This window comes from Mesorhizobium sp. BR1-1-6 (assembly GCF_020165355.1).
Taxonomy (GTDB): domain Bacteria; phylum Pseudomonadota; class Alphaproteobacteria; order Rhizobiales; family Rhizobiaceae; genus Mesorhizobium.
Map to the genome: position 1 here is coordinate 40,989 of NZ_JAIUHZ010000011.1, position 21,900 is coordinate 62,888.

Below are 21,900 nucleotides of genomic sequence, written 5' to 3' on the forward strand. Positions count from 1 at the left end.
CGCGTGCTCTTCAGCCGCGCCGGCGTCACTCACGCGGCGTGATTTTCCCAGCGGTCCAGGAAGGTCTCGATGGTCATGGCCTGCATGTCGGGAACGGCGCTGGCGAGCTTTTCGACCGGCCAGTCCCACCAGGCGAGAGCCTCGATCCGCGCCGCGACATCGGCTGCGAAACGCGGCCGAAGCGGCTTGGCCGGCACCCCGGCGACGATCGTATAGGGCGGCACGTCATGCGTGACGACGGCATTGGCACCGATGACGGCGCCATTGCCGATGGTGAGGCCGGGCATGATGACGGCGCCGTGGCCGATCCACACGTCATGGCCGATGCTCACGGCCTTCGCCTGGCGCCGTTCGCGGAATGCGGCATCGACGCCCAGCCAGCGGAAATATTCGTTGGGCCGGTAGCTGACCTTGTGCTGGGTCAGCCGCTCGATCGGATGATCCAGCGCATTGATGCGGCTGTTGGCGGCAATCGAGCAGAATTTGCCGATGTTCGTGTAGATCGCCTCGGCGTGCCGGTCGAAATAGGAAAAATCGCCGACGCTCACTTCGCGCAGCACCACCCGCTCGCCGATCGAGGCGTAGCGGCCGAGCTTGCATGCTTTCAGCTCCGCCGTCGGATGGATACGCGGCTCAGGATCTTTCAGCACGAGATTTTCGGAACGGTCCATACGGGCGGCTTTACGTCAGGGCAATAGCTCCCGCAAGTCGGGAGCAATTGTCGGTCGGGTCAATTGCACGGAAAAACGGATCCATCTATTTCGGTTTGCCCTTGGTCCACACCACGTTCTGGCCGTAGAGTGGCACGGTGGTGACCGACATTTTGGCCGAGCCGTTCTGCACCTGGCGCGAATGCGAGAGGTAGATCAGCGTCTCGTTGGCCTTGTCGTAGATGCGGTTCACCACCTGCTTCTTCCAGATCAGGCTGATGCCTTGCTTGAACACCTCCTCGCCGCCTTCGCTCATGTCGATGTCGCCGATGGTGATCGGACCGGTCTGGCGGCACGAAATCGAGGAATCGGAAGGATCCTCGAACCAATTGCCCTTGTGCAGGCGGTCGATGATGCCGCGGTCGAAATAGGACACGTGGCAGGTGACGCCGTCCACCTTCGGGTCCTTGATCGCTTCGACGATGATGTCGTTGCCGAGCCAGTCGACGCCGACCTTGCCGACTTCATCGGCGACTGCGGCACCGGCGCCAAGGACAAGGCACGCGGCCAGAGCGCCGCCGATCAGATTTCGCCCAATCAGTCGTTGCAAGATAGCCTCCGAGGTTCGAGTTTGCCGGTCTCAGGTGGGGCGAAGGACATTGCATTGCAAGCCGCCGGTCCCGATCAAAACGCCGGGATAGGTCACGGCCGGTTGCGTCAACGCGGCACCTTTGCGTGTACCCGGTCGAACCGCTAAGACTGTTCGCCGAACCAAGGGCTGCCTGGCCATGGCCGGCATGCCGATGAAATTACAAGACGGAATCCTACTGATGATGCGCTCAATACTGGTCGGCATTCTCGTCCTGATGGCGGCCGGCATAGGCTGGCTGACCTTCGACTGGTATCGCGGCCACTATGGCGGCGAGCCTTTCGGTGCCGCCTTTACGCTGGTCGACCAGAAAGGCGCGCCGATCACCGAAGCCGCCTTCCGGGGCCACCCCAGCGTCGTCTTCTTCGGCTTCACCCATTGCCCAGAGGTCTGCCCGACCACGCTGTTCGAACTGTCCGGCTGGCTGAAGACGCTTGGTGACGATGGCAAGAACCTGCATGCCTATTTCGTCTCGGTCGATCCGGAGCGCGACACCCCCGCGGTCATGAACGCCTATGTCAGCAATTTCTCTGACCGCATCACCGGCATATCGGGCGACCCGGACAAAGTCCACGCCATGGCGAAGTCCTTCGGCATCTACTGGAAGAAGGTCGACACCGGCGACGGCGACTACACGATGGACCATACCGCCTCGGTGCTGCTGCTCAACGGCAAGGGCGATTTCGCCGGCACGATCGCCTATGGCGAAAGCGCCGACACCGCGGTGGAAAAGCTCAAACGCCTCGCGGCCAAGGGCTGATGCGAATCCATGACCCAGACGCGGCTCCATTTCACCGCCGGCAAGATCGAATCCACCAGAATTTTCGCCGCCCTCGATGCCGCCTTTGAGGACGAAGGCTTGCCGATAGCCGTGCTGGAGGTCGATGAGGACGCGGACATTCATGAAGTCTCTCTCTATGCCGACGGCGATGTGGATGCGGTCGAGGCGCGGGTGAAGGACATTCTGGCAGGGCTAGCCCTGTCCAGGCCGGTCGAGCGCGAGACCTTGCCCGATATCGACTGGGTGGCGCGCTCGCTGGAAGGGCTGAAACCGGTGCGTGCCGGCCGTTTCTTCGTGCATGGCGCGCATGATCGCCGCAAACGCCACAGTGGCGAGCTTGCCATCGAGATCGAAGCGGGGCTGGCCTTCGGCACCGGCCACCACGGCACCACCGCCGGATGCCTGGAAATGCTGGAAAAGGTGACGCGGCGCGAGCGGCCGCGCAACGCGCTCGATCTCGGCACCGGCAGCGCGGTGCTGGCCATCGCTGTGGCCAAGCTCTTCCATATTCCCGTGCTTGCGACCGACATCGATCCGGTGGCGGTAAGCGTTGCCGCCGCCAATGCACGGCTCAACCACGTAAAGGCGCTGGTGGAGACGGTGACCGCGCCCGGATTCCACCATCCGATCTTTGCCAGGCGTGCGCCTTTCGACCTGATCATCGCCAACATATTGGCGCGGCCGCTGATGCGGCTTGCTCCGGAAATGGCGCGACACATCAGCCTCGGCGGCTCGCTGGTGCTGTCAGGCATTCTCGACCGGCAGCGCGACGCGGTGATCTCCGCCTATGTCGGCCAGAGTTTTCGCCATGTCAGAACGCTGCACCGCGAAGGCTGGGTGACGATCCATCTCAAACGGTGACGCAGCCCCGTCTGGCCCTGCTGAAAATCGATTCCGGTTTCCAGCTCCATGCGCTACGGTCGGGCACTATCGAGGGAGACGCCACCATGTTCCAGACCTTTGATTCCGCTGGCAATCCGGCCGTCGGCAGACCGCGCGTGGCGCTGCTGCGCCAATGGCTGGCGGAAAACGGCCTGGATGGATTTGTCGTTCCCCGCGCCGACGAGCATCAGGGCGAATATGTCGCCGACCGCTCGGCGCGGCTGAAATGGCTGACCGGCTTCAGCGGCTCCGCCGGCGTTGCCATCATCCTGCGCGACCGCGCCTTCATCTTCGTCGACGGACGCTACACGCTGCAGGTGCGCGGCGAGGTTGATCTCGGTATCTTCTCGATCGAGAGCCTGGTCGACAATCCGCCTGCAAATTGGCTCAAGGATAACCTCGGCAAGGGCGCGCGGCTCGGCTTCGACCCCTGGCTGCACACGATCGGCGAGGTCAAGGCGCTGCGGGCCTCGGCCGAAAAGACCGGCGCTGTGCTGGTGCCGCTCGAGACGAACCCGATCGACATAATCTGGAAGGATCAGCCGGAACCACCGGTCGCTCCCATCGAACTCCATCCCATCGGTTTTGCCGGCGAGCTCGCCAAGGACAAGCTGGCGCGGCTGGCGGCGGCGATCGGCAAGGAGGGCGCCACCCATGCGGTGCTGACGGATCCCTCCTCGATCGCCTGGGCCTTCAACATCCGTGGCGGCGACGTACCGCACACGCCGCTGGCGCTCGGCTTTGCTGTCCTCGCCGCCGACGGACGGCACCGGCTATTCATGGACAGCCGAAAATTCTCGCGCCAGGTTGCGGCGTATCTCACCCAGCTTGCCGAGCCCCATGAGCCCGGTGAATTCGAGGCAGCGGTCGTGGCGCTGGCCAAGAGCGGCGCGAAAATCGCGCTAGACCCCGTTTTGGCCGCCGACAGGCTGCGCATGCTGGTCGAGGACAATGGCGGCGAGGTGATTGCCGCTCCCGACCCGGCCCGCATCCCGCGCGCCACCAAGAACCAGGCCGAGATCAACGGCTCGCGCGCCGCGCATCGGCGCGATGGCGCGGCGGTGGCGAAGCTTTTGTGCTGGCTCGACCGCCAGAAGCCCGGCTCGCTCGACGAGATCGCGGTCGTCACCCGGCTGGAAGAGACGCGCCGGCAGACCGGCGAGGAAACGCAAATGCCGCTGCGCGACGTCTCCTTCGACACCATTTCGGGCGCCGGCCCGAATGGCGCCATCATGCACTACCGCGTCTCACGCGCCACCAGCCGCAAGCTCCAGGCCGGCGAGCTGTTCCTGCTCGATTCCGGCGCCCAATATCAGGACGGCACCACCGACATCACCCGCACCGTGCCGATCGGCCAGCCGACCGAGGAAATGCGCGAACGCTTCACGCTCGTGCTGAAAGGCATGATCGGCATTTCCACGCTGCGTTTCCCCGCCGGCACGCGCGGCTCGGAAATCGACGCCGTCGCCCGCATGGCGCTGTGGAAGCACGGCTGCGACTTCGCCCACGGCACCGGCCATGGCGTCGGCTCTTATCTGGCGGTGCACGAAGGCCCGCAACGCATCGCCCGCACGGGCACCGAAAAGCTGCTCGAAGGCATGATGCTGTCCAACGAGCCGGGCTATTACAAGGAAGGTTCTTACGGCATCCGCATCGAGAACCTCATCCTGGTGACGCCGGCCGAGCAGATCGACGGCGGCGACATCGCCATGCACGGTTTCGAGACGCTGACCCTGGCGCCGATCGATGTCAGGCTGGTGCGCTCGGATTTGTTGACCCGCGACGAGCTGCATTGGCTCGACACCTACCACGCCCGCGTGCTGGCCGAGATCGGCCCGATGCTCGACGGCGAGACGCTGGCCTGGCTGGAAAAGGCAACGGCGCCCTTACCGCATGACGCTAAGATTTGAGTGCGTCTAAGGTGGCGCCAGCGTTCGAACGATCGCGCCCGGAACTCTATCCCACGAACTGCCGCGCGAGGATCAGCATCGCCGCACCAGCCAAAAACATCGCCATCAGCCCGCCGCGCAGCGAAACCACAGCGGTGACAACCAATGCCGCCCATTCCGCCGGTCCGGCATTCAACAGTTCCGGCGCCACCAATGTCGTCAGCACCGCCGCCGGCACCGCGTTCAGGCCGGCCTCGACGCGCGGATGGATGTTGTCGAAGCGCGAGATGACCAGATGCCCGCCGATCCGCGTAAGATATGTGGCGATTGCGCCGGCGATGATGATCCAGAACGTCGTGCTCATGGCCGTGCCTTCACGCCTGAGTGGTGGGGCGGCAGGATGACGGCCAGCAGCACGCCGGCGATGGCGCCGATCGAGACGTGCCAGGGTGAACCTACCGTCTTGTAGGCGACGATCGAGGCGCAAGCACTGGCGACGACCACCGGCAGCCACAACGGCCGCTTGCGGAAGCCCATCACCAGGCCAAGGAAATAGATCGGCAGCAGGAAATCGATGCCCAGCGCATGCGTGTCGGGGACAAGCTTGCCGAACACCGCGCCGAGCGCGCTTTCGATCACCCAGAATACATAGACCGGCAGGCCGAGCCCGAGATACCAGGCGAAGCCAACCGTCTCGCCGGACTGCGCCCTCGCCTCGGCGACGGCGAATTGCGGATCGGTGAGGATGAAGAAGCCGAGCGCTTGGCTGACCACGGGCCAGTGCGCTATGCGCCGGCCGATACCGGCGGAATAGAGCACGTGGCGAAAATTGACGGCGAAGATTGACAGCACGATCAGCCACGGCGCGACATGCTGGCCGAACAGCTCGATGCCGACCATCTGGCTGGCGCCGCCGAAAATCATCGCACTCATCAGGAAGGCTTCGAACACCGAGAAGCCATTGTCGATGGCCAGCGCCCCGAACAGCACCCCGAACGGCGCCGACGCCACAACGACCGGCATGGAAAGCCGCACGCCTTGCCAGAAATCGCTCTTTGCGCCGTTCTCGGAAATTGCATCCGACACCATGGATAACTCCCAGGAGAATGGCCTGATCTAGGTAGCGTGGCCCGCCTTGTCACACGAATTCGGTTGAGCCCAACAATCAGCGGAAATGATTGCCAGGACCAATCCTAGCCCTGCGCCACCTTGCCCTCGATCGCCCTCCCCCAATCGAGCAGCGGCTTGGCGCGCATGGTGAAATCGACCAGCTCGTCGACCAGCGCCGCCGTGTGGATCCCCGCCGGATCGATGACATGCTGGACGTAGAAATGACGGTTGCGGATGGCCTCGGCCAGATCGGAATCACCGACATGCTCGAAGCCCCGCGGCGTGCGCTTCATGCGGCCCTCCGTCTCGAACTCAAGACCATTCTTCTTCAAGGCGGCCACCAGGGCGCGGAACCTGTCGGGCCTTGCCGCGATGGCCTTGCGCATGGCGAGCAACAGTTCCGGGGCGGGCTGCCACCAGGCAATGTCGGCGAAGCAGCGTTCCAGCCCGACGTGGACATAGAACACGCCCTGCTCCATCTTGGTGCCGTCGGGCGACAGGATCGCCGACAGATGCCGGTTGTAAGGCCGCTTGTCCTTGGCGAAGCGCACGTCCCGGTTGATCCGGAACAGTGATTTCTTGCGGTCGCCCTTGAGGCCGAGCCCGGCCTCGCCGAAACGGCGTGTGAGCGTCTCCACCAGATCGCCCAGCGGATCGCGCAATTCCTGTTCGAACAGGTCGCGATTCTCTACGAACCACTCGCGACTCTGGTGGAAATCAAGTGCCTTCAGGAACGGAATAGCCTTCTGGCCGAACCCCTTGAATTCGCCTGACATCATGCCTTGCCGATCCGCTGCAGCCACGCGTCCTCGTCTATGACCTCGATGCCGAGTTCACTGGCAAGCTTGAGTTTCGAGCCGGCGCCGGGCCCCGCCACCACCAGATCGGTCTTGGCCGAAACCGAGCCCGCCACCTTCGCGCCCAGCCGTTCGGCCATCGCCTTGGCTTCGGAACGCGTCATCTTTTCCAGCGAGCCCGTGAACACGACGGTCTTGCCCGCGACCACGCTGTCGGCCGAGACGGTGACGACATACGGCTTCGGCCTGACCTGTTTAAGCAACGCCTCAAGCACGTCGTCATTGCGCTCATTGCCGAAGAAATCGGCCAGCGCGTTGATCACCGTATCGCCGATGCCGTTGATCGACGGGAAGACACTATGCGGATCGTCAGCCGCCGCGGTCTCCTTGCCGACGCGGATCAGTTCCTCGATTGTCGAAAACGTCCGGGCAAGCACGGCCGCCGTCGTTTCGCCGATATGGCGGATCCCAAGCGCAAAGATGAAGCGGTCGAGCTCGGGTTCGCGGCGCGAATCGATCGCCGCAAAGAGCTTGTCCAACCCTTCATAGTTGCGGTCCTCGACGCTGCGCACGTTCTTGCGCGTCTTGCCCGACGCCGCCTCGCGCTGCCTCGCCTGCTCCTCGCGCCGCTCGGCCAGCGCCTTGGTGACGGCGGGACGCCGATCCCTGAGCGTGAAGATGTCGGCGGCCGTCTTGACCAGGCCCGCATTGAAGAACAGGTCGATGTTTTCCGCGCCTAGTCCCTCGATATCCATGGCCCCGCGCGACACGAAGTGGCGCAGCCCTTCCACGGCTTGCGCGGGGCAGATCAGTTCGCCCGTGCAACGCCTGCGGGAATCCTCCTTGCCGGTCTTCTCGTTGATTTCGCGCGTCGCCGGCGAGCCGCAGATCGGGCAAGTATGTGGGAATTCGTAAGGCACGGCATCCGGCGGACGCTTGTCGACGACGACACTGACGATCTGCGGGATGACATCCCCTGCCCGCTGGATCACCACGGTGTCGCCGATGCGCACGTCGATGCCGTCGCGGATCGGCTGGCCGTTGCTGTCGAAACCCTTGATATAGTCTTCGTTGTGCAGCGTGACGTTCTCGACCACGACGCCCCCGACTGTCACGGGCGCAAGCCTCGCTACCGGCGCCAGCGTGCCGGTGCGCCCGACCTGGATATCGATCTTCTGCACGGTCGTCATCGCCTGTTCGGCCGGAAATTTGTGCGCGATGGCCCAGCGCGGTTCGCCGGTGACGAAGCCCCACCGGCGCTGCAACTCCAGTTGGTCGACCTTGTAGACGACGCCGTCGATGTCGTAGCCCAAGGAAGAACGCTGTTCCTCGATGCGGTGATAATGCGCGATCAGCTCGCCGACCGACCTCGCCCGCACCATCAGCGGGCTGACTTTGAAGCCCCATTCCGCGAATTTCTGCACCGAATCGTATTGTGTCGGAGCGGGGTCGGCTGTCGTGTAGCCCCAGGCATAGGCAAAGAATTTGAGGTTCCGGCTGGCGGTGACCGATGGATCCTTCTGGCGCAGCGACCCAGCCGCCGTATTGCGCGGATTGACATAGTCCTGGCCGCCGGCGGCCGCCGAGCGTTGCTTCAGCGCCTCGAATTCCGCATAGGTCATGTAGACCTCGCCGCGTATCTCGATGATTTCGGGCCAGCCCGAGCCTTTCAGCCTGCCGGGAATATCGGCGATGGTCCTCAGATTGGCGGTGATGTCTTCGCCGACAGCGCCATCGCCGCGCGTTGCGCCCTGCACGAACACGCCGTTCTCGTAACGCAGCGAGGCCGACAGGCCGTCGATCTTCGGTTCGGCCGTGAAGGCGATGTCGAGATCCTTGTCGCGGTCGAAGAAGCGCCGGCCGCGTTCGATGAAATCTGCGACGTCCTCGTCGGTATAGGCCTTGGCGAGGCTGAGCATGGGCACGGCATGGCGCACCTTGGCAAAGCCTTCCGCCGGCGCGGCACCGACCCTGCGCGATGGCGAATCCTCGCGCACCAGGGCGGGAAAGCGCTGCTCGATGGCGAAGTTGCGCCGGGTCAGCGCATCATAGGCGGCGTCGGTGATAACAGGCGCGTCCTCGGTATGGTAGCGGCGGTCGTGCTCCGCGATCTCCTGCGCCAGGCGCTTCAGCTCCGCTTCGGCTTCGCTCTCACTGAGTGAATCGACTGGTCTTTCAGACATCGCACGGCTTCCCTGACCAATGCACGCCGCCCAAAATATGGTGCGATTTTGGGGCAACGACATGCACAAAACAATAACCAAGGCGCAGCGCACTTTGGTTGGGCGCCACTATAAATCAGGATTTGGCAGGAGGGAGCCGGCCTGCGAAAAAATCATTCCTGAACAGCAGGATGCAGCCATATCCTGACTCGCCTTCACGGGAAACGAGCTTTCAGGCAGCCGCCGTATTCTCCCGCAGCAATCTCTCGGCGGCCGCGCGCGCTTCGTCGGTGATGGTGGCGCCGGCCAGCATGCGCGCGATCTCTTCCTGGCGCGCCGCCCGGTCCATTTCGGCGATGCCGGTCGCGACCTTGTCGGTGCTGCCGGACTTGGAGATCAGGAAGTGCGTCGCCGCGCGGGCCGCCACCTGCGGCGCATGGGTGACCGAGAGCACCTGCACGCGCCTGGACAATCTTGCCAGCCGCTGGCCGATGGCATCCGCGACGGCGCCGCCCACCCCTGTGTCGATTTCATCGAAGACCAGCGTTGGCGCCGAGCCCCGGTCGGCCAGCGCCACCTTCAGCGCCAGCAGGAAGCGCGAAAGCTCGCCGCCGGAAGCAACCTTCATCATCGGCCCGGGCCGGGTGCCGGGATTGGTGCGCACCCAGAACTCGATCTGGTCGATGCCCTCTTCCATGCGGCTCTCGGCCTCGCTCTTCATCTCGACGATGAAGGCGGCGCGTTCGAGCTTAAGCGCCGGCAGTTCGGCCATCACCGCCTTGGTCAGCCCGACCGCCGCGGCATGGCGAAGCGAGGACAACTGCGCGGCGGCGATATCATAGGCTTCGCGCGCTGCGGCCGCCTGCTTTTCCAGCCCATGAAGGCGCTCCTCGCCGGCATCGAGATCGGCAAGATCGGCAACCATCGTGTCGCGCAATTGCGCCAAATCATCGACGGCAACGCTGTGCTTGCGCGATGCCGCGCGCAGCGAAAACAATCGCTCTTCCGCCTTTTCCAGCCGCTGTGGATCATATTCGGTGGCGCGCAAAGCCGCCTCGACACCCGACTGCGCCGCGTCGAGCGACAGCATCGCCTCATCCAGCGACTTGACCACTTCGTCGAGCAGCCCGGGGGCCTCGCCGGCCTTGCGCTGCAACCGCCTGAGCAGGCTGGCCAGTTGCGGCAAGGGCGAGGATGGACCCGAAAGCACGTCCTGCGCGTCGTGGATTTCGGAGGCGATCTTCTCGGCCCGCATCATGTGGGCGCGCAAGTCGGCAAGCTCCGTCTCCTCACCCGGCTGCGGATCGAGCTTGGTCAGCTCCGTGACCGCTGCGCGCAGGTAGTCCGCTTCGCGCGCCGCCGCCGCCACCTTGGCACGATGGCGCGAAAGCTCCTGCTCGCAGGCACGCCAGTGCCGCCAGGCCTCGCCCGTCGACCGGACGGCGCCGAGATGGCCGCCGAAGGCGTCGAGCACGTCGCGATGCGCGCCGGGATCGACAAGGGCGCGTTCGTCGTGCTGGCCGTGGATCTCGACCAGCGCGCGGCCGACGTCGCGCATCAGCGTCACACTGGACGGCTGGTCGTTGACGAAGACGCGGGTGCGACCGTCTGCCGTCTGCAAGCGGCGCAGGATGATGTCGCCGTCGTCCTCGATGGCGTTCTCGGCGAGCAGCGCGCGCACCGGATGGTTGGGCGGCACGTCGAACACGGCAATCACCTGGCCCTGTGCCGCGCCGTGGCGCACCAGGGAAGCGTCACCGCGAGCGCCAAGCGCCAAGGACAGAGCGTCGAGCAGGATGGATTTTCCGGCGCCGGTCTCGCCCGTCAGCACCGAGAGACCGGGCTGGAAGTCAATATCCAGCTTCTCGATCAGGACGATATCGCGGATCGACAGCCTAGAAAGCATCGTTACGCCTGCATCAGGCGCCGGTGATCAGTTTCCCGGCCTTGGATATCCACGAGCCGGCATTCTCGCGCGGCGCAAGCCCGTTGCTCTGCAGGAGCTTGTAGGAATCCTTGTACCATGGGCTGTCGGGATAATTGGTGCCGAGAACGGCGGCGGCGGTCTGCGCCTCCGAAGTCAGGCCCATCGCATAATAGCTCTCGGTCAGGCGCGCCAGCGCCTCCTCGACGTGGCGGGTGTTGGAATAATTCTCGACCACATTGCGGAAACGCTTGACCGCGGCGATGTATTCGCGGCGTTCGAGATAATAGCGGCCGATCTGCATCTCCTTGCCGGCGAGCTGGTCGTTGGCGAAGCGGATCTTTTCCTTGGCGTCATCGACATATTCTGAATTAGGCCAGCGCGTCACGAGATCCTGCATGGTCTGCACGGTCTGGCGCGCTTCCTTCTGATCCTGCGTCACGTCCTTGATCTGGCGGTAGTAGCTAAGGCCGATAATGTACTGCGCATAAGCCGCGTCATCCGTTGACGGATACAGCGTCAGATAACGCTTGGCCGACGAGATCGCTTCGTCGTAGCTGCCCTTGCGATAGTCGGCGAACGCGCCCATCACCATCGATTTGCGGGCCCACTCCGAATAAGGATGCTGGCGGTCGACCGCGTCGAACTTCTTGCTCGCCTCGTCGAGGCGTCCGGCATTCAGATTGGCGAGCCCTTGGTTGTAGAGAACGTCGGCCGGTTCGGTCTGGTCGACATAGGTCGACAGGTCGATATCTTTTTCCGACGACATGCAAGCAGACAGGAAGAGCGATGGAACAACCACCGAAAGCGCCAGGAAAACGGACCGCTGCGGCGCTTTCAATTGACCGACTCGCTTGAAGAACATGATTGGATTGCGCCCTTTCGGCGTTATTTCAGTGCCTGTTGCATATCGTTTCCCCAAAACTGGTCCCCACTTCCAGGCGACATGCACTATCGACGGCAGCAGCCATAAACCATAACCGCCTTGCCCGGCAACGCTATGTCTAGGCAATCGAACATTTTTGTGGCGGCCGGGCCGCGCCGGAGCATCCCTGCGATTTCGCCGGCAAATGATGCATTCATGCAACACCAGCGAGCTGCGATGGTATCCGGAAAGTGGCGGCGACTCAGATCATCCAGGGCGCATAGAGAGGCGCGTTGACGGCGCTCATCTCGGCCGCACGGCCGCGCTCGCGGCGGGTCGTTTCGACGATCTCGAACGCGGTACGGTCCGACAGCACGCGCCGCAAGGCGGCCGCATTCAGCCTATGGCCGCCACGATAGGAGCGGAAGCAGCCGATGAAGCGGGCCCCGGCCAGTGCCAGGTCGCCCATGGCGTCCAGCGTCTTATGGCGTACGAACTCGTTGGGGTAGCGCAAGCCGCCCATGTTGATGACGCGGTTGTCGTCACCGATGACCAGCGAATTCTCAAGCGAGGATCCCAGCGCATAGCCGGCGGCCCACAGCCGCTCGACGTCCTTCATGAAGCCGAAGGTGCGGGCGCGCGCGATGTCGCGGCGGAAAATGTCCGCATTGATGTCGGACGCGAACAGCTGCCGGCCGATCGCCGGGCTTTCGAAATCGATCTCGACCTCGAAGCGGGTGCCGTCATAGGGCCTGAACTCAGCCCAGGAGGCGCCGTTCTCGATGCGGACCGGCTTGACGATCCGGATGTAGCGCCGCTTGACCGACAGCGTTTCGATGCCGGCCTGGTCTATGGCCTCGACGAACGCCATGGCGCTGCCGTCGAGGATAGGGACCTCATGGCCGTCGATCTCGATGATGACATTGTCGATGCCGAGCCCGAACAGCGCCGCCATGATGTGCTCGACCGTGGCGATGTGCTCGCCAGAGGGATCACCGAGCATGGTGCACAGGTCGGTTGCGCCGATCTCGGAAAACAGGGCGCGGAACTCGCGACCTTGCCCGTTCTCACTAAAAAGCTGGAAAACGATGCCGGTGTCGGCATCCGCCGGGAGAAAGCTGATGGAAACTTCCTTGCCGCTGTGAACGCCGGTGCCCGTAAGCGACGCGCGCGTCTTCACTGTCGTCTGATAGTCGTGCAAGACAATCCCCATAAGCCCGAAATGCCTAGGTCCGCTTCTCCAGCCCGAGGGCGCGGCTCTCTTGTAAAAATCGGCAGGCCAGGTCACTTCCCCCGAAATCCCGGCAAACCGACGACGGTAGGCAATGAAGATAATGTCCCGTCAGGGATAGTCCAAATCACGGTTTCTTACTCTTTGTAACCGCAACCGACGTATGGATAGCCTCTTAAGTGCTTGAATTGCATTCTTTTAAACGTTAACAGGCAAGCAATTCCTTGCTTGCCTGTTAACAATTGTTACAGCCCGTTAACCGCTCAGTTGGCCTGGCGACGCAGGAACGCCGGAATTTCCAGCTGGTCGTCCTCCTGAGTCGCCCTGGCCTGCGGCGTCAGGCGGCCTTGGTCGTCGAGCTGGCCGCGACGAGGCACGTAGAGCTGCGCGTCCTGGCTTGCCAGACGGCGCACTTCCGGTGCGGCCTGACGCAGCTTGGGCTCGCGCGGCTGCGCCGGCTGCAGGCGTGCAGGCTCTTCCTCGCGGCGCGTCAGGCCGTTGGTCAGACGCTTCAAGAGCCCCATCGGTCCGCTGTTCTCATGGTCGGCCGGGCGGCTCTTGGCGTCGACCTCGGCCTTCACGACAGGCGGAAAGTCCTCGACGCGCGGCATGCGCTGGGGAGCCATCGCGACCGGCTGCTGGACTTCGCGCAGGATCTCGCGCGGCTGAGGCGCCGGCTGCATCTGCTGGACCACGGGCTGCACCATCGGTTGCGGCTGCGTCGGCGGAGCCTGGAAGATCTTGCTCTGCGGACGGAAATCATCCGCATGGGCAATTGGCGCCGGACGGGCTTGTGCCATCGCCGCGGCGTTTGCTTCGGCCAGTTGGATCGCTTCCGCGACCGGATCGGCGGCGCGCGGCTCGAACGCAGCCTGCTGGACCGGCGCGGGGCGGCTTTCCGCCGCGGCAACGGCCGGGCGGGCGGCCGGCTTCTGCGGCGCGGTGCGGATCGAGATCGGCGCGGCGGCGATTTCGGCCGCCGACTTGTCGATGCCGGTGGCCACAACCGAGACGCGGATGACGCCTTCGAGCTCCTCGTCGAAAGTAGCGCCCAGGATGATGTTGGCGTCCTGATCGACCTCCTCGCGGATGCGGGTCGCCGCTTCGTCGACTTCGAACAGCGTCAGGTCGCGGCCGCCGGTGATCGAGATCAGCAGGCCCTTGGCGCCCTTCATCGAGGTCTCGTCGAGCAGCGGGTTGGCGATCGCGGCTTCCGCGGCCGCCATCGCGCGGCCCTCGCCCGAGGCCTCACCGGTGCCCATCATCGCCTTGCCCATCTCGCGCATCACCGAACGAACGTCGGCGAAGTCGAGATTGATCAGGCCCTCCTTGACCATCAGGTCGGTGATGCAGGCTACACCCGAATAGAGAACCTGGTCAGCCATGGCGAACGCGTCGGCGAAGGTGGTCTTGTCATTGGCCAGCCGGAACAGGTTCTGGTTAGGGATGACGATCAGCGTGTCGACGCATTTCTGCAGCTCCTCGATGCCGAAATCCGCCGTCTTCATGCGGCGCTGGCCTTCGAAATGGAACGGCTTGGTGACGACGCCGACAGTGAGGATGCCCTTCTCGCGGGCGGCGCGCGCCACGACCGGCGCCGCTCCCGTGCCCGTGCCGCCGCCCATGCCCGCGGTGACGAAGCACATATGGGTGTTGGACAGGTGATCGATGATCTCGTCGATGCATTCTTCCGCTGCCGCGCGGCCCACTTCAGGCTGGGATCCGGCACCCAGCCCCTCGGTGACATGCGCGCCGAGCTGGATCAGCCGGTCGGCTTTCGACATGGTCAGCGCCTGCGCGTCGGTGTTGGCGACAACGAACTCGACGCCGCGCAGACCGGCGGTGATCATGTTGTTGACGGCGTTGCCGCCGCCGCCGCCGACGCCGAACACGGTGATGCGTGGCTTAAGCTCGGTGATGTCCGGCTTTTGCAGATTGATGGTCATTGTCTCCGTCCTTTGCCTTTCCTGCCGCTTCGCCGCCGCGGCCACTTATGGGGCTGTCCCCGTCAATTAGAAACTGTCTCTCAACCACTGACTCATGCGATGCAGTTTTCCGCCCGTTCCGGTCATCCTGAGACCGGAAATTCCTTTCGCCGGATGGCTCTCGAAGCTCGCCATCTGCGGATAGATCAACAAGCCGACGGCCGCCGAGAAGGCCGGCCCCTTCGCCGCTTCGGGCAGGCCCGCCACGCCGAGCGGGCGGCCGATGCGCACATTGCGCCCCAGGATGCGGCGCGCCGCTTCCGGCAGGCCGGCAAGCTGGCTGGCGCCGCCGGTCAGCACCACGCGCTTGCCCACCGCATTGCCGTAGCCGGACTTGTTCAGCCGGTCGCGCAAAAGCTCGAGCGTCTCGTCGATGCGGGCGCGCACGATACGCGTCATGACGGAGCGCGGAATCTGGAGCGGCACTTCGCCCTCGTCGCCGATCGGCTGGATCGAGACCAGGTCGCGGTCATCGGCGCTGCCGGGCAACGCCGAACCGTGCATCACCTTCAGCCGTTCGGCGGCATCGAGCGAGGTGGACAGTCCCTTGGCCATGTCCAGCGTGACGTGGTTGCCGCCGATGGCGATGGCGTCGCCATGGACGAACTTGCCTTCCGAAAACACCGAGATCGTCGTCGTGCCGCCGCCCATATCGATGCAGGCGGCGCCCAGTTCCAGCTCGTCGTCGACCAATGCCGCCAGCCCGCTGGCATAGGGCGTCGCCACCATGCGCTCGACCGAAAGATGCGAGCGGTTGATGGAGAGCTCCAGGTTGCGCATCGGAGCGGCGTCGCCGGTCAGCACATGCATGTCGACGCCAAGCGTGTCGCCGACCATGCCGCGCGGATCGCGCACGCCGCGCTCAGCGTCGAGCGAGAAGCCGACGGGGAGCGAATGGACCACCTCGCGCTCGGTCTTCAGCGCCTGCTTGGCGCCGGCACCGAGCACCCGCTTGATGTCGGCCTCGTCGGCCTCATGGCCGCCGAGATTGATGGTTGCCGAGAAAGCTTCGCTCTTCAGCCGGCCGGCGGTCATGTTCACGATCAGCGAATCGACCGTCAGCCCGGCCATGCGCTCGGCGGCGTCGACGGAGAGACGAATGGCGTGTTCGGCACGGTCGAGATCAATGACGACGCCCGATTTGACGCCCTGCGACTTCTGGTGTCCGATGCCGATCACCTGGATGCGGTGCGAGCGTCCGCGCAGCAGCTTGCCGTCATCGCATGGCTTCAGCTTCGCCACCATGCAGCAGACCTTGTTCGAACCGACATCCAGTACCGTCAAGGTGCCGGAGCGGCGCGACGAGGCATCGCTTGAACCGCCAAGCCAGCTCATATCTTCGTCTCCGGCTTGCGCTTCAGCGCCTTTGGTTTCTCGTTGAGCGCGGCTTCGCGCTGGGTCACCGCCTCCGGCGTCAGTTGCACGACCAGCCGGTCGGACAGCCGCATGTCGACGGCAGCGATGTCGCGCGACAACAGCCCCTTGTCATGGTCCATGCCGACGAGTTCGGCGAGTGCCTGATCCTCGCCATCCTCGGGAAGCTTGACAGTGATGCCGTTGTCGAGCTTCAGGTCCCAGCGCCGATCGCCGACACGGACATAGCCCCTGATGCGGGTCGCGAGATCCGGGTATTTTTCGATCTTCGCCAGGAATTCCGGCGCCTTGGCCGGCGCGCCGGCTCCGATCAGCAATGGCAGCAGCACCTGCTTGCCACCCGAGAACGGCGCGATAACGGCACCGTCTTTTTCGATGACGGAGAGATCGCTGCCCTGCTGCCAAAGTGCGAACGCCTGACGCTCCTCGACGCGCACCTCCAACGTGTGCGGATAGACCTTGCGCACCGCGGCGACCTCGATCCAGGGCAAGGTGGCGATGCGTTCCCGCGCCGCCTCGGCATCGAAGCCGATCAGCGACGTCCAACCATCGAGCTCGAGCCTGTCGAGAATATCGATCTCGGACGTCTGGCGATTGCCGACCACCTTGACCTGGTCGACGGCAAAGCCGGTCCGGGCGGTGATGCTCTGGACGATGCCGTCGGCATGACCGCCGAGATAGGCGCCATAGGCGCCGCTCGAAGCAATGAGCACTGCCGACACGATCGCGGCGGAGAAGCGCGGCGCCTGGAATTCGCCCTCGCCCAGACGCGCCAGGATACGCACCGGGCGGCGAAGCACGCGCGGCAGCACGAAATGGTCGAACGACAATGGCAGGCTGAACAGCGCCGGCCCGGCCGCGCCCTTCCCCTTGCCCTGCCCCCACTTCAACGCAGACACGAAGCGTCCTCCACCATCCAACTCAACAGATCGCCGAACGAATGCCCTGCCTGGGCGGCGATTTCAGGCACCAGAGACGTCGGCGTCATGCCCGGCTGAGTATTGACCTCGAGCCATACAACCTCGCCATTTTCGGAGTGACGATCGTCATAACGGAAGTCCGACCGGGAAACGCCCCGACAGCCGACAGCTTGGTGAGCCTTGAGCGCCAGTGTCCGTATTTTTTGGTAAATATTCGGTGAAACTTTTGCGGGGCATTCGTGTTTTGATCCGCCCGCGACATATTTTGAATCGTAATCATAGAACGAATGGCCCGTCGGGATGATTTCGCAGACGCCAAGCGCCACGTCGCCCATGACGGCACAGGTCAGCTCGCGCCCATGGATGTAGCGCTCGACCATGACGGCATCGCCATATTTCCACTCGGACGAGCCGATGACCTGCGGCGGATGCGACTGCCCCTCATGCACGATCACGACGCCGAAGCTTGACCCCTCATTGACCGGCTTCACCACATAAGGCGGCTTCATCGGATGGTTGTTCTGAATGGCGAAGCGATTGGCGACCTTCGATTCGGCGACGGGAACGCCGGCCAATTTCACGACTTTCTTCGACTGCTCCTTGTTCATCGCAAGGGCCGAGGCGAGCACGCCGGAATGGGTGTAGGGAATGCCGAGATATTCGAGAATGCCCTGAATGGTGCCGTCCTCGCCAAAAGGACCATGCAGCGCATTGAAGGCGACATCGGGCCTGAGATCGGCAAGCACGGAGCCGACGTCGCGCCCAACGTCGACGCGCGTGACTTGATAGCCTTCCGTCTCAAGCACATCGGCACAGGCCTTCCCCGAAGACAGGGACACGGGCCGCTCGGACGAGAAACCACCCAGCAGGACGGCCACATGCTTGTTTTTCATTCCCCGTCATCCCCTCTCACGGCGGATCAAAAACCAAGATTTCCGCAACATTGAGTCCGAGTCTCCCGGCAGGTTGCCCCCAGACGGAAAACGCGGGAAACGCGTCGAACGACTCAAATCAGGAAACGCTTTGGAGCAGAGAATCAGAGAGTTGATTCACTGGCAAGTGCTTATGATTCCGAGAGATTCACTTTCTGAGAAAATGGAGGCGAAAACCGTGCTGTTGAGTCTTTGGAGCAACGGTCGCGCGGTCATTCCTGACCCGTTGAAGTTCATGCATCACATGAACTTCAACGATGGCTAGAGCAGCTGCCCAAGAAACTCCTGCACGGCGTGTCCGGGGCGGAAGTCCCCGATGCGCTTGATCTCCCAGTGAAGTCGGATGCCGGAATGTTCGAGCACCCGCGTGCGCACTGTTTCGCCGAGATATTCGAGTTCGTAGCCGGTCGCTGTCCCGGTGTTGATCATGAAATTGCAGTGCATGGGCGACATCTGCGCGCCGCCGATCAGCAGGCCGCGGCACCCTGCCTTGTCGATCTCTTTCCAGGCTGAGGTGCCTTCAGGATTCTTGAAGGTCGAGCCACCGGTCTTCTCGCGGATCGGCTGCACCGTCTCGCGATGGTTCTGCACCGCGTCCATCGCCGCCTTGATCACTGCCTTGTCCTCGGCAAAGCCCTCGAAAATCGCCGAGGTGAAGATCAGCCCGGACGGTGCCGACGAGTGCCGGTAGGCATAGCCCATATCGGCATTGCTCAGCGTCTGGACGTTGCCTTTGCGGTCGAGCGCACGCACCTCGACGACGCGCTCGCGCGTCTCGACGCCATTGGCGCCGGCGTTCATCCTCAGCGCCCCGCCGATGGCGCCCGGTATGCCGTGGTAGAAATGGAAGCCGCCGATGCCGGCTTCCAGCGCCACCGCGGCGATGCGCTTGTCGGGCGTGGCCGCGCCAGCCTTGATCGATGCCGGCGAAACAATTTCGGTTTCACCGAACCCCTTGGCCGACAGCCTTATCACGAAACCCGGAATACCCCCATCGCGCACAAGCAAGTTCGAGCCGACGCCGACTATGGTCAGCGGTATCTCTTCGGGAACCGCTTTCAGGAAAGCAGCGAGATCCGCCTCGTCCGCTGGCTGAAAGAGCGCCTCGGCCAGTCCTCCGGCGCGGAACCAGGTGATCTTGTCCATCTCGGCATTCGGCGTGATGCGGCCGCGCAGGCCGGCAAGCCGGCCGCCAAGTCTGTCGATCAGCGCCTGGCCCTGCATCATGAGACGGCCAGCTCCTTGGGCAGCGCATAGGCCCATTGCGTGATGTTGCCGGCGCCGAGGAAGACGACGAAGTCGCCGGGCCTGGCCAGATCACGGACAACAGGCGCTATTGCTTCCGGACCCTCGATGTAGCGCGCGTCGCGATGGCCGCCGGCCCGGATGCGCGACACCAGCGCATCCGAGGTCACGCCTTCGATCGGCTCCTCGCCGGCGGCGTAGACCGGCGCCACCATCACCGTGTCGGCGTCGTTGAAGCAGGCGGAGAATTCATTGAACAGATCATGCAGCCGGGTAAAACGGTGCGGCTGGGCAATGGCGATGACGCGGCCCTTGGTGGCGCTGCGCGCGGCTTTCAGCACCGCAGCGATCTCGACCGGATGGTGGCCGTAATCGTCGAACACTTCGACGCCATTCCAGGAGCCGGTTTGGGTGAAGCGACGCTTGACGCCGGCGAAGGACGACAGGCCTTTCTTGATCGCCTCGGCCGACAGGCCGAGCTCATGCGCCACCGCGATCGCCGCCGTCGCATTGGAAACGTTGTGGCGGCCGGGCATCGGCAGGCGCAGATCCGATATCGTCGTCTGGCCGCGTCCCTTGCGGTCGCGGATCACCACGTCGAATTCCGAGGTCGCGCCGGCCATGCGATGGTTGGTGAAGCGCACGTCGGCCTGCGCGTTCTCGCCATAGGTGATGACGCGGCGATCCTCGATTCGGCCGACCAGCGCCTGCACCTCCGGGTGGTCGGTGCACATGACGCCGAAGCCGTAGAACGGCACGTTCTCGACGAACTGGCGGAAGGCTTCGCGCACCTTCTCGAAACTGCCGTAGTGATCGAGATGTTCGGGATCGATATTGGTGACGACGGCGATATCGGCCGGCAGCTTGAGGAAGGTCCCGTCGCTCTCGTCGGCTTCGACCACCATCCACTCGCCGTCCCCCATGCGCGCATTGGTGCCATAGGCGTTGATGATGCCGCCATTGATGACGGTCGGGTCGAGCCCGCCGGCTTCGAGCAGCGTCGCTACCATCGAGGTCGTCGTCGTCTTGCCGTGCGTGCCGCCGATCGCCACTGCCTGGCGGAAGCGCATCAGTTCGGCCAGCATTTCGGCGCGGCGCACGATCGGCAGCAATTTCTCCCGTGCCGCCTTCAGTTCGGGGTTGGATTTCTTGATAGCCGTCGAGACAACCACCACTTCGGCATCGCCGAGGTTTTCTTCCCTGTGGCCGACAAAGCACTCGATCCCCTTGTCGCGCAGCCGCTGCACGTTGGCGCTGTCGGCCTGGTCGGACCCCTGCACCTTGTAGCCGAGATTGTGCAGCACTTCGGCGATGCCGCTCATGCCGATGCCGCCAATGCCGATGAAATGCACGAGGCCTATGGTCTGCGGCATCTTCATGCGTGCGTTCCCTTCTTAAAATCCGAAACGGTTTTGCGGGACGCAATAGCCTCTGTGAGATCGGCGAGCAACCGTGCGGCATCCGGTTTGCCGACCGACTTCGCCGCGGCAGCCATTGCCGTGAGCCGTTCGGGCTCGGCCATCAGGGCGCCGATCAACGCCGCGATGCGCTCGGGCGAAAGTGAGGATTGCGGCTCCACCTCGCCACCGCCGGCGGCCGCAAGAGCGGCTGCGTTCGCGGCCTGGTCGTGATCGAGCGCATAGGGATAGGGCACCAGCAGCGCCGGTCGCCCGATGACGGCGATTTCCGAGACGGTCGACGCGCCGGAGCGCGACATCACCAGCTGTGCGGCCGCTATGCGCGCCGCCATATCGCTGAAGAAGGGCGAGACCTCGACACCGACGCCAAGCGCTGCATAGGCGGCCTTCACCCGCCCGACATCATCGGCCCGAGCCTGCTGCGTGATCACCAGCCGCTTGCGCAGGGCGTCGGGGAGCAAGGCGACGGCCGCCGGCACCGCATCGGAGAAGAACTGCGCGCCCTGGCTGCCGCCGAACACCAGCAGGCGGAAGGGATCATCTCCGGCCGAGGCGACGTAGGCGGTCTTTGCGGCTTCGAGCACCTGTGGGCGAACCGGATTGCCTGTCGTCACCGTCTTGGCGCCGACGGCGCTTTCGTCTTGGGGCAGGAAGCCACCGGCAATCGCATCGACGCGGCTGGCCAGCGCCCGGTTGGCGCGTCCCATCACCGCGTTCTGCTCGTGGATCAGCGTCGGCACCTTGCGCCGCGTCGCGGCGTAGAGCGGCGGCAAGGTCGGATAGCCGCCAAAGCCGACCACGGTATCGGGCTTGATCCTGCCGATGATGGCGGACGCCTGGCGCACGCCGCGCCAGATTTTCCAGAAAGCGCCAAGCAGGGCAACAGGATTTTTGGAGCCCAGCGTCGCGGACTGGATCGGGTGGATGGCGGCGGCCGGGAAGTGGCCGGCAAAGCGCTCAGCGCGGTCGTCGGTCGCCAGATGCACCGTCCAGCCACGCGCGTTCAACTCATGCGCCAGTGCCTCGGCCGGAAACAGATGTCCGCCGGTTCCGCCCGCCGAGAGAAGGATAACGCCTCTGGCCATG

The 21,900-nt window shown here is 64.1% G+C and carries 19 protein-coding genes; 3 read left to right on the forward strand and 16 right to left on the reverse strand.

Annotation, left to right across the window (positions count from 1 at the left end):
- Positions 1-29: 29 nt before the first annotated feature.
- Positions 30-671, reverse strand: coding sequence for a DapH/DapD/GlmU-related protein (locus LB545_RS20470; RefSeq protein ID WP_140670172.1), 642 nt, complete (start codon positions 669-671; stop codon positions 30-32).
- A gap of 85 nt (positions 672-756) precedes the next feature.
- Positions 757-1,260 (reverse strand): CreA family protein, encoded by a 504-nt coding sequence (locus tag LB545_RS20475; RefSeq protein WP_140630936.1) that lies wholly within the window; start codon positions 1,258-1,260, stop codon positions 757-759.
- Positions 1,261-1,480: 220 nt separating this feature from the next.
- Between LB545_RS20475 and LB545_RS20480 the strand changes: the two genes are divergently transcribed.
- The 3 genes from LB545_RS20480 (at position 1,481) to LB545_RS20490 (ending at position 4,872) form a co-directional block, all read left to right on the forward strand.
- A complete protein-coding gene (locus tag LB545_RS20480; protein ID WP_140495247.1) occupies positions 1,481-2,059 on the forward strand; it encodes an SCO family protein in 579 nt (192 codons plus the stop codon).
- A 9-nt stretch (positions 2,060-2,068) separates the two neighbouring features.
- Positions 2,069-2,941 carry a 50S ribosomal protein L11 methyltransferase gene (locus LB545_RS20485; RefSeq protein WP_140557545.1) on the forward strand — a complete coding sequence of 291 codons (873 nt, stop codon included), beginning with the start codon at positions 2,069-2,071 and terminating at the stop codon, positions 2,939-2,941.
- Positions 2,942-3,027: 86 nt separating this feature from the next.
- On the forward strand, positions 3,028-4,872 hold the full coding sequence (locus LB545_RS20490) for an aminopeptidase P family protein (RefSeq protein ID WP_140559530.1): 1,845 nt from the start codon (positions 3,028-3,030) through the stop codon (positions 4,870-4,872).
- A 46-nt stretch (positions 4,873-4,918) separates the two neighbouring features.
- Here the strand turns inward: LB545_RS20490 and LB545_RS20495 are convergent, their stop codons facing one another.
- The 14 genes from LB545_RS20495 to murG all read right to left on the reverse strand — a co-directional run bounded on the left by LB545_RS20495 (position 4,919) and on the right by murG (position 21,899).
- On the reverse strand, positions 4,919-5,215 hold the full coding sequence (locus LB545_RS20495) for an AzlD family protein (protein ID WP_140495242.1): 297 nt from the start codon (positions 5,213-5,215) through the stop codon (positions 4,919-4,921).
- Positions 5,212-5,940 carry an AzlC family ABC transporter permease gene (locus LB545_RS20500; protein WP_224705738.1) on the reverse strand — a complete coding sequence of 243 codons (729 nt, stop codon included), beginning with the start codon at positions 5,938-5,940 and terminating at the stop codon, positions 5,212-5,214. The genes LB545_RS20495 and LB545_RS20500 overlap by 4 nt, the downstream gene beginning before the upstream one ends.
- A 104-nt stretch (positions 5,941-6,044) precedes the next feature.
- A complete protein-coding gene (locus LB545_RS20505; RefSeq protein WP_140495860.1) occupies positions 6,045-6,737 on the reverse strand; it encodes a DUF2461 domain-containing protein in 693 nt (230 codons plus the stop codon).
- Positions 6,737-8,941: an NAD-dependent DNA ligase LigA gene (ligA, locus tag LB545_RS20510; RefSeq protein WP_140521206.1), complete on the reverse strand. Its 2,205-nt coding sequence runs from the start codon at positions 8,939-8,941 to the stop codon at positions 6,737-6,739. The genes LB545_RS20505 and ligA overlap by 1 nt, the downstream gene beginning before the upstream one ends.
- A 211-nt stretch (positions 8,942-9,152) precedes the next feature.
- The gene (gene recN / locus LB545_RS20515; RefSeq protein WP_224705740.1) at positions 9,153-10,826 is read right to left on the reverse strand and encodes a DNA repair protein RecN; all 1,674 of its coding nucleotides are present in this window, start codon (positions 10,824-10,826) and stop codon (positions 9,153-9,155) included.
- Between the two features lie 13 nt (positions 10,827-10,839).
- On the reverse strand, positions 10,840-11,709 hold the full coding sequence (locus tag LB545_RS20520) for an outer membrane protein assembly factor BamD (protein ID WP_140495233.1): 870 nt from the start codon (positions 11,707-11,709) through the stop codon (positions 10,840-10,842).
- Between the two features lie 262 nt (positions 11,710-11,971).
- A complete protein-coding gene (gene lpxC, locus LB545_RS20525; RefSeq protein ID WP_140495231.1) occupies positions 11,972-12,922 on the reverse strand; it encodes a UDP-3-O-acyl-N-acetylglucosamine deacetylase in 951 nt (316 codons plus the stop codon).
- Positions 12,923-13,203: 281 nt separating this feature from the next.
- On the reverse strand, positions 13,204-14,886 hold the full coding sequence (ftsZ, locus tag LB545_RS20530; protein ID WP_224705741.1) for a cell division protein FtsZ: 1,683 nt from the start codon (positions 14,884-14,886) through the stop codon (positions 13,204-13,206).
- Positions 14,887-14,952: 66 nt separating this feature from the next.
- Positions 14,953-16,260, reverse strand: a complete 1,308-nt coding sequence (ftsA, locus tag LB545_RS20535; protein WP_140495227.1) for a cell division protein FtsA — start codon at positions 16,258-16,260, stop codon at positions 14,953-14,955.
- Positions 16,257-17,198: a cell division protein FtsQ/DivIB gene (locus tag LB545_RS20540; protein ID WP_224705742.1), complete on the reverse strand. Its 942-nt coding sequence runs from the start codon at positions 17,196-17,198 to the stop codon at positions 16,257-16,259. Before LB545_RS20540 ends, ftsA begins: the two co-directional genes overlap by 4 nt.
- Positions 17,186-18,112 carry a D-alanine--D-alanine ligase gene (locus tag LB545_RS20545; RefSeq protein ID WP_224705743.1) on the reverse strand — a complete coding sequence of 309 codons (927 nt, stop codon included), beginning with the start codon at positions 18,110-18,112 and terminating at the stop codon, positions 17,186-17,188. Before LB545_RS20545 ends, LB545_RS20540 begins: the two co-directional genes overlap by 13 nt.
- Positions 18,113-18,412: 300 nt before the next feature.
- Positions 18,413-19,378, reverse strand: a complete 966-nt coding sequence (gene murB / locus LB545_RS20550; protein ID WP_140557539.1) for a UDP-N-acetylmuramate dehydrogenase — start codon at positions 19,376-19,378, stop codon at positions 18,413-18,415.
- A complete protein-coding gene (gene murC / locus LB545_RS20555; protein WP_140495219.1) occupies positions 19,375-20,775 on the reverse strand; it encodes a UDP-N-acetylmuramate--L-alanine ligase in 1,401 nt (466 codons plus the stop codon). The genes murB and murC overlap by 4 nt, the downstream gene beginning before the upstream one ends.
- Entirely contained in the window at positions 20,772-21,899 is a 1,128-nt protein-coding gene (gene murG, locus LB545_RS20560) for an undecaprenyldiphospho-muramoylpentapeptide beta-N-acetylglucosaminyltransferase (RefSeq protein WP_140559522.1), read from the reverse strand. Before murG ends, murC begins: the two co-directional genes overlap by 4 nt.
- Position 21,900 lies beyond the last annotated feature (1 nt).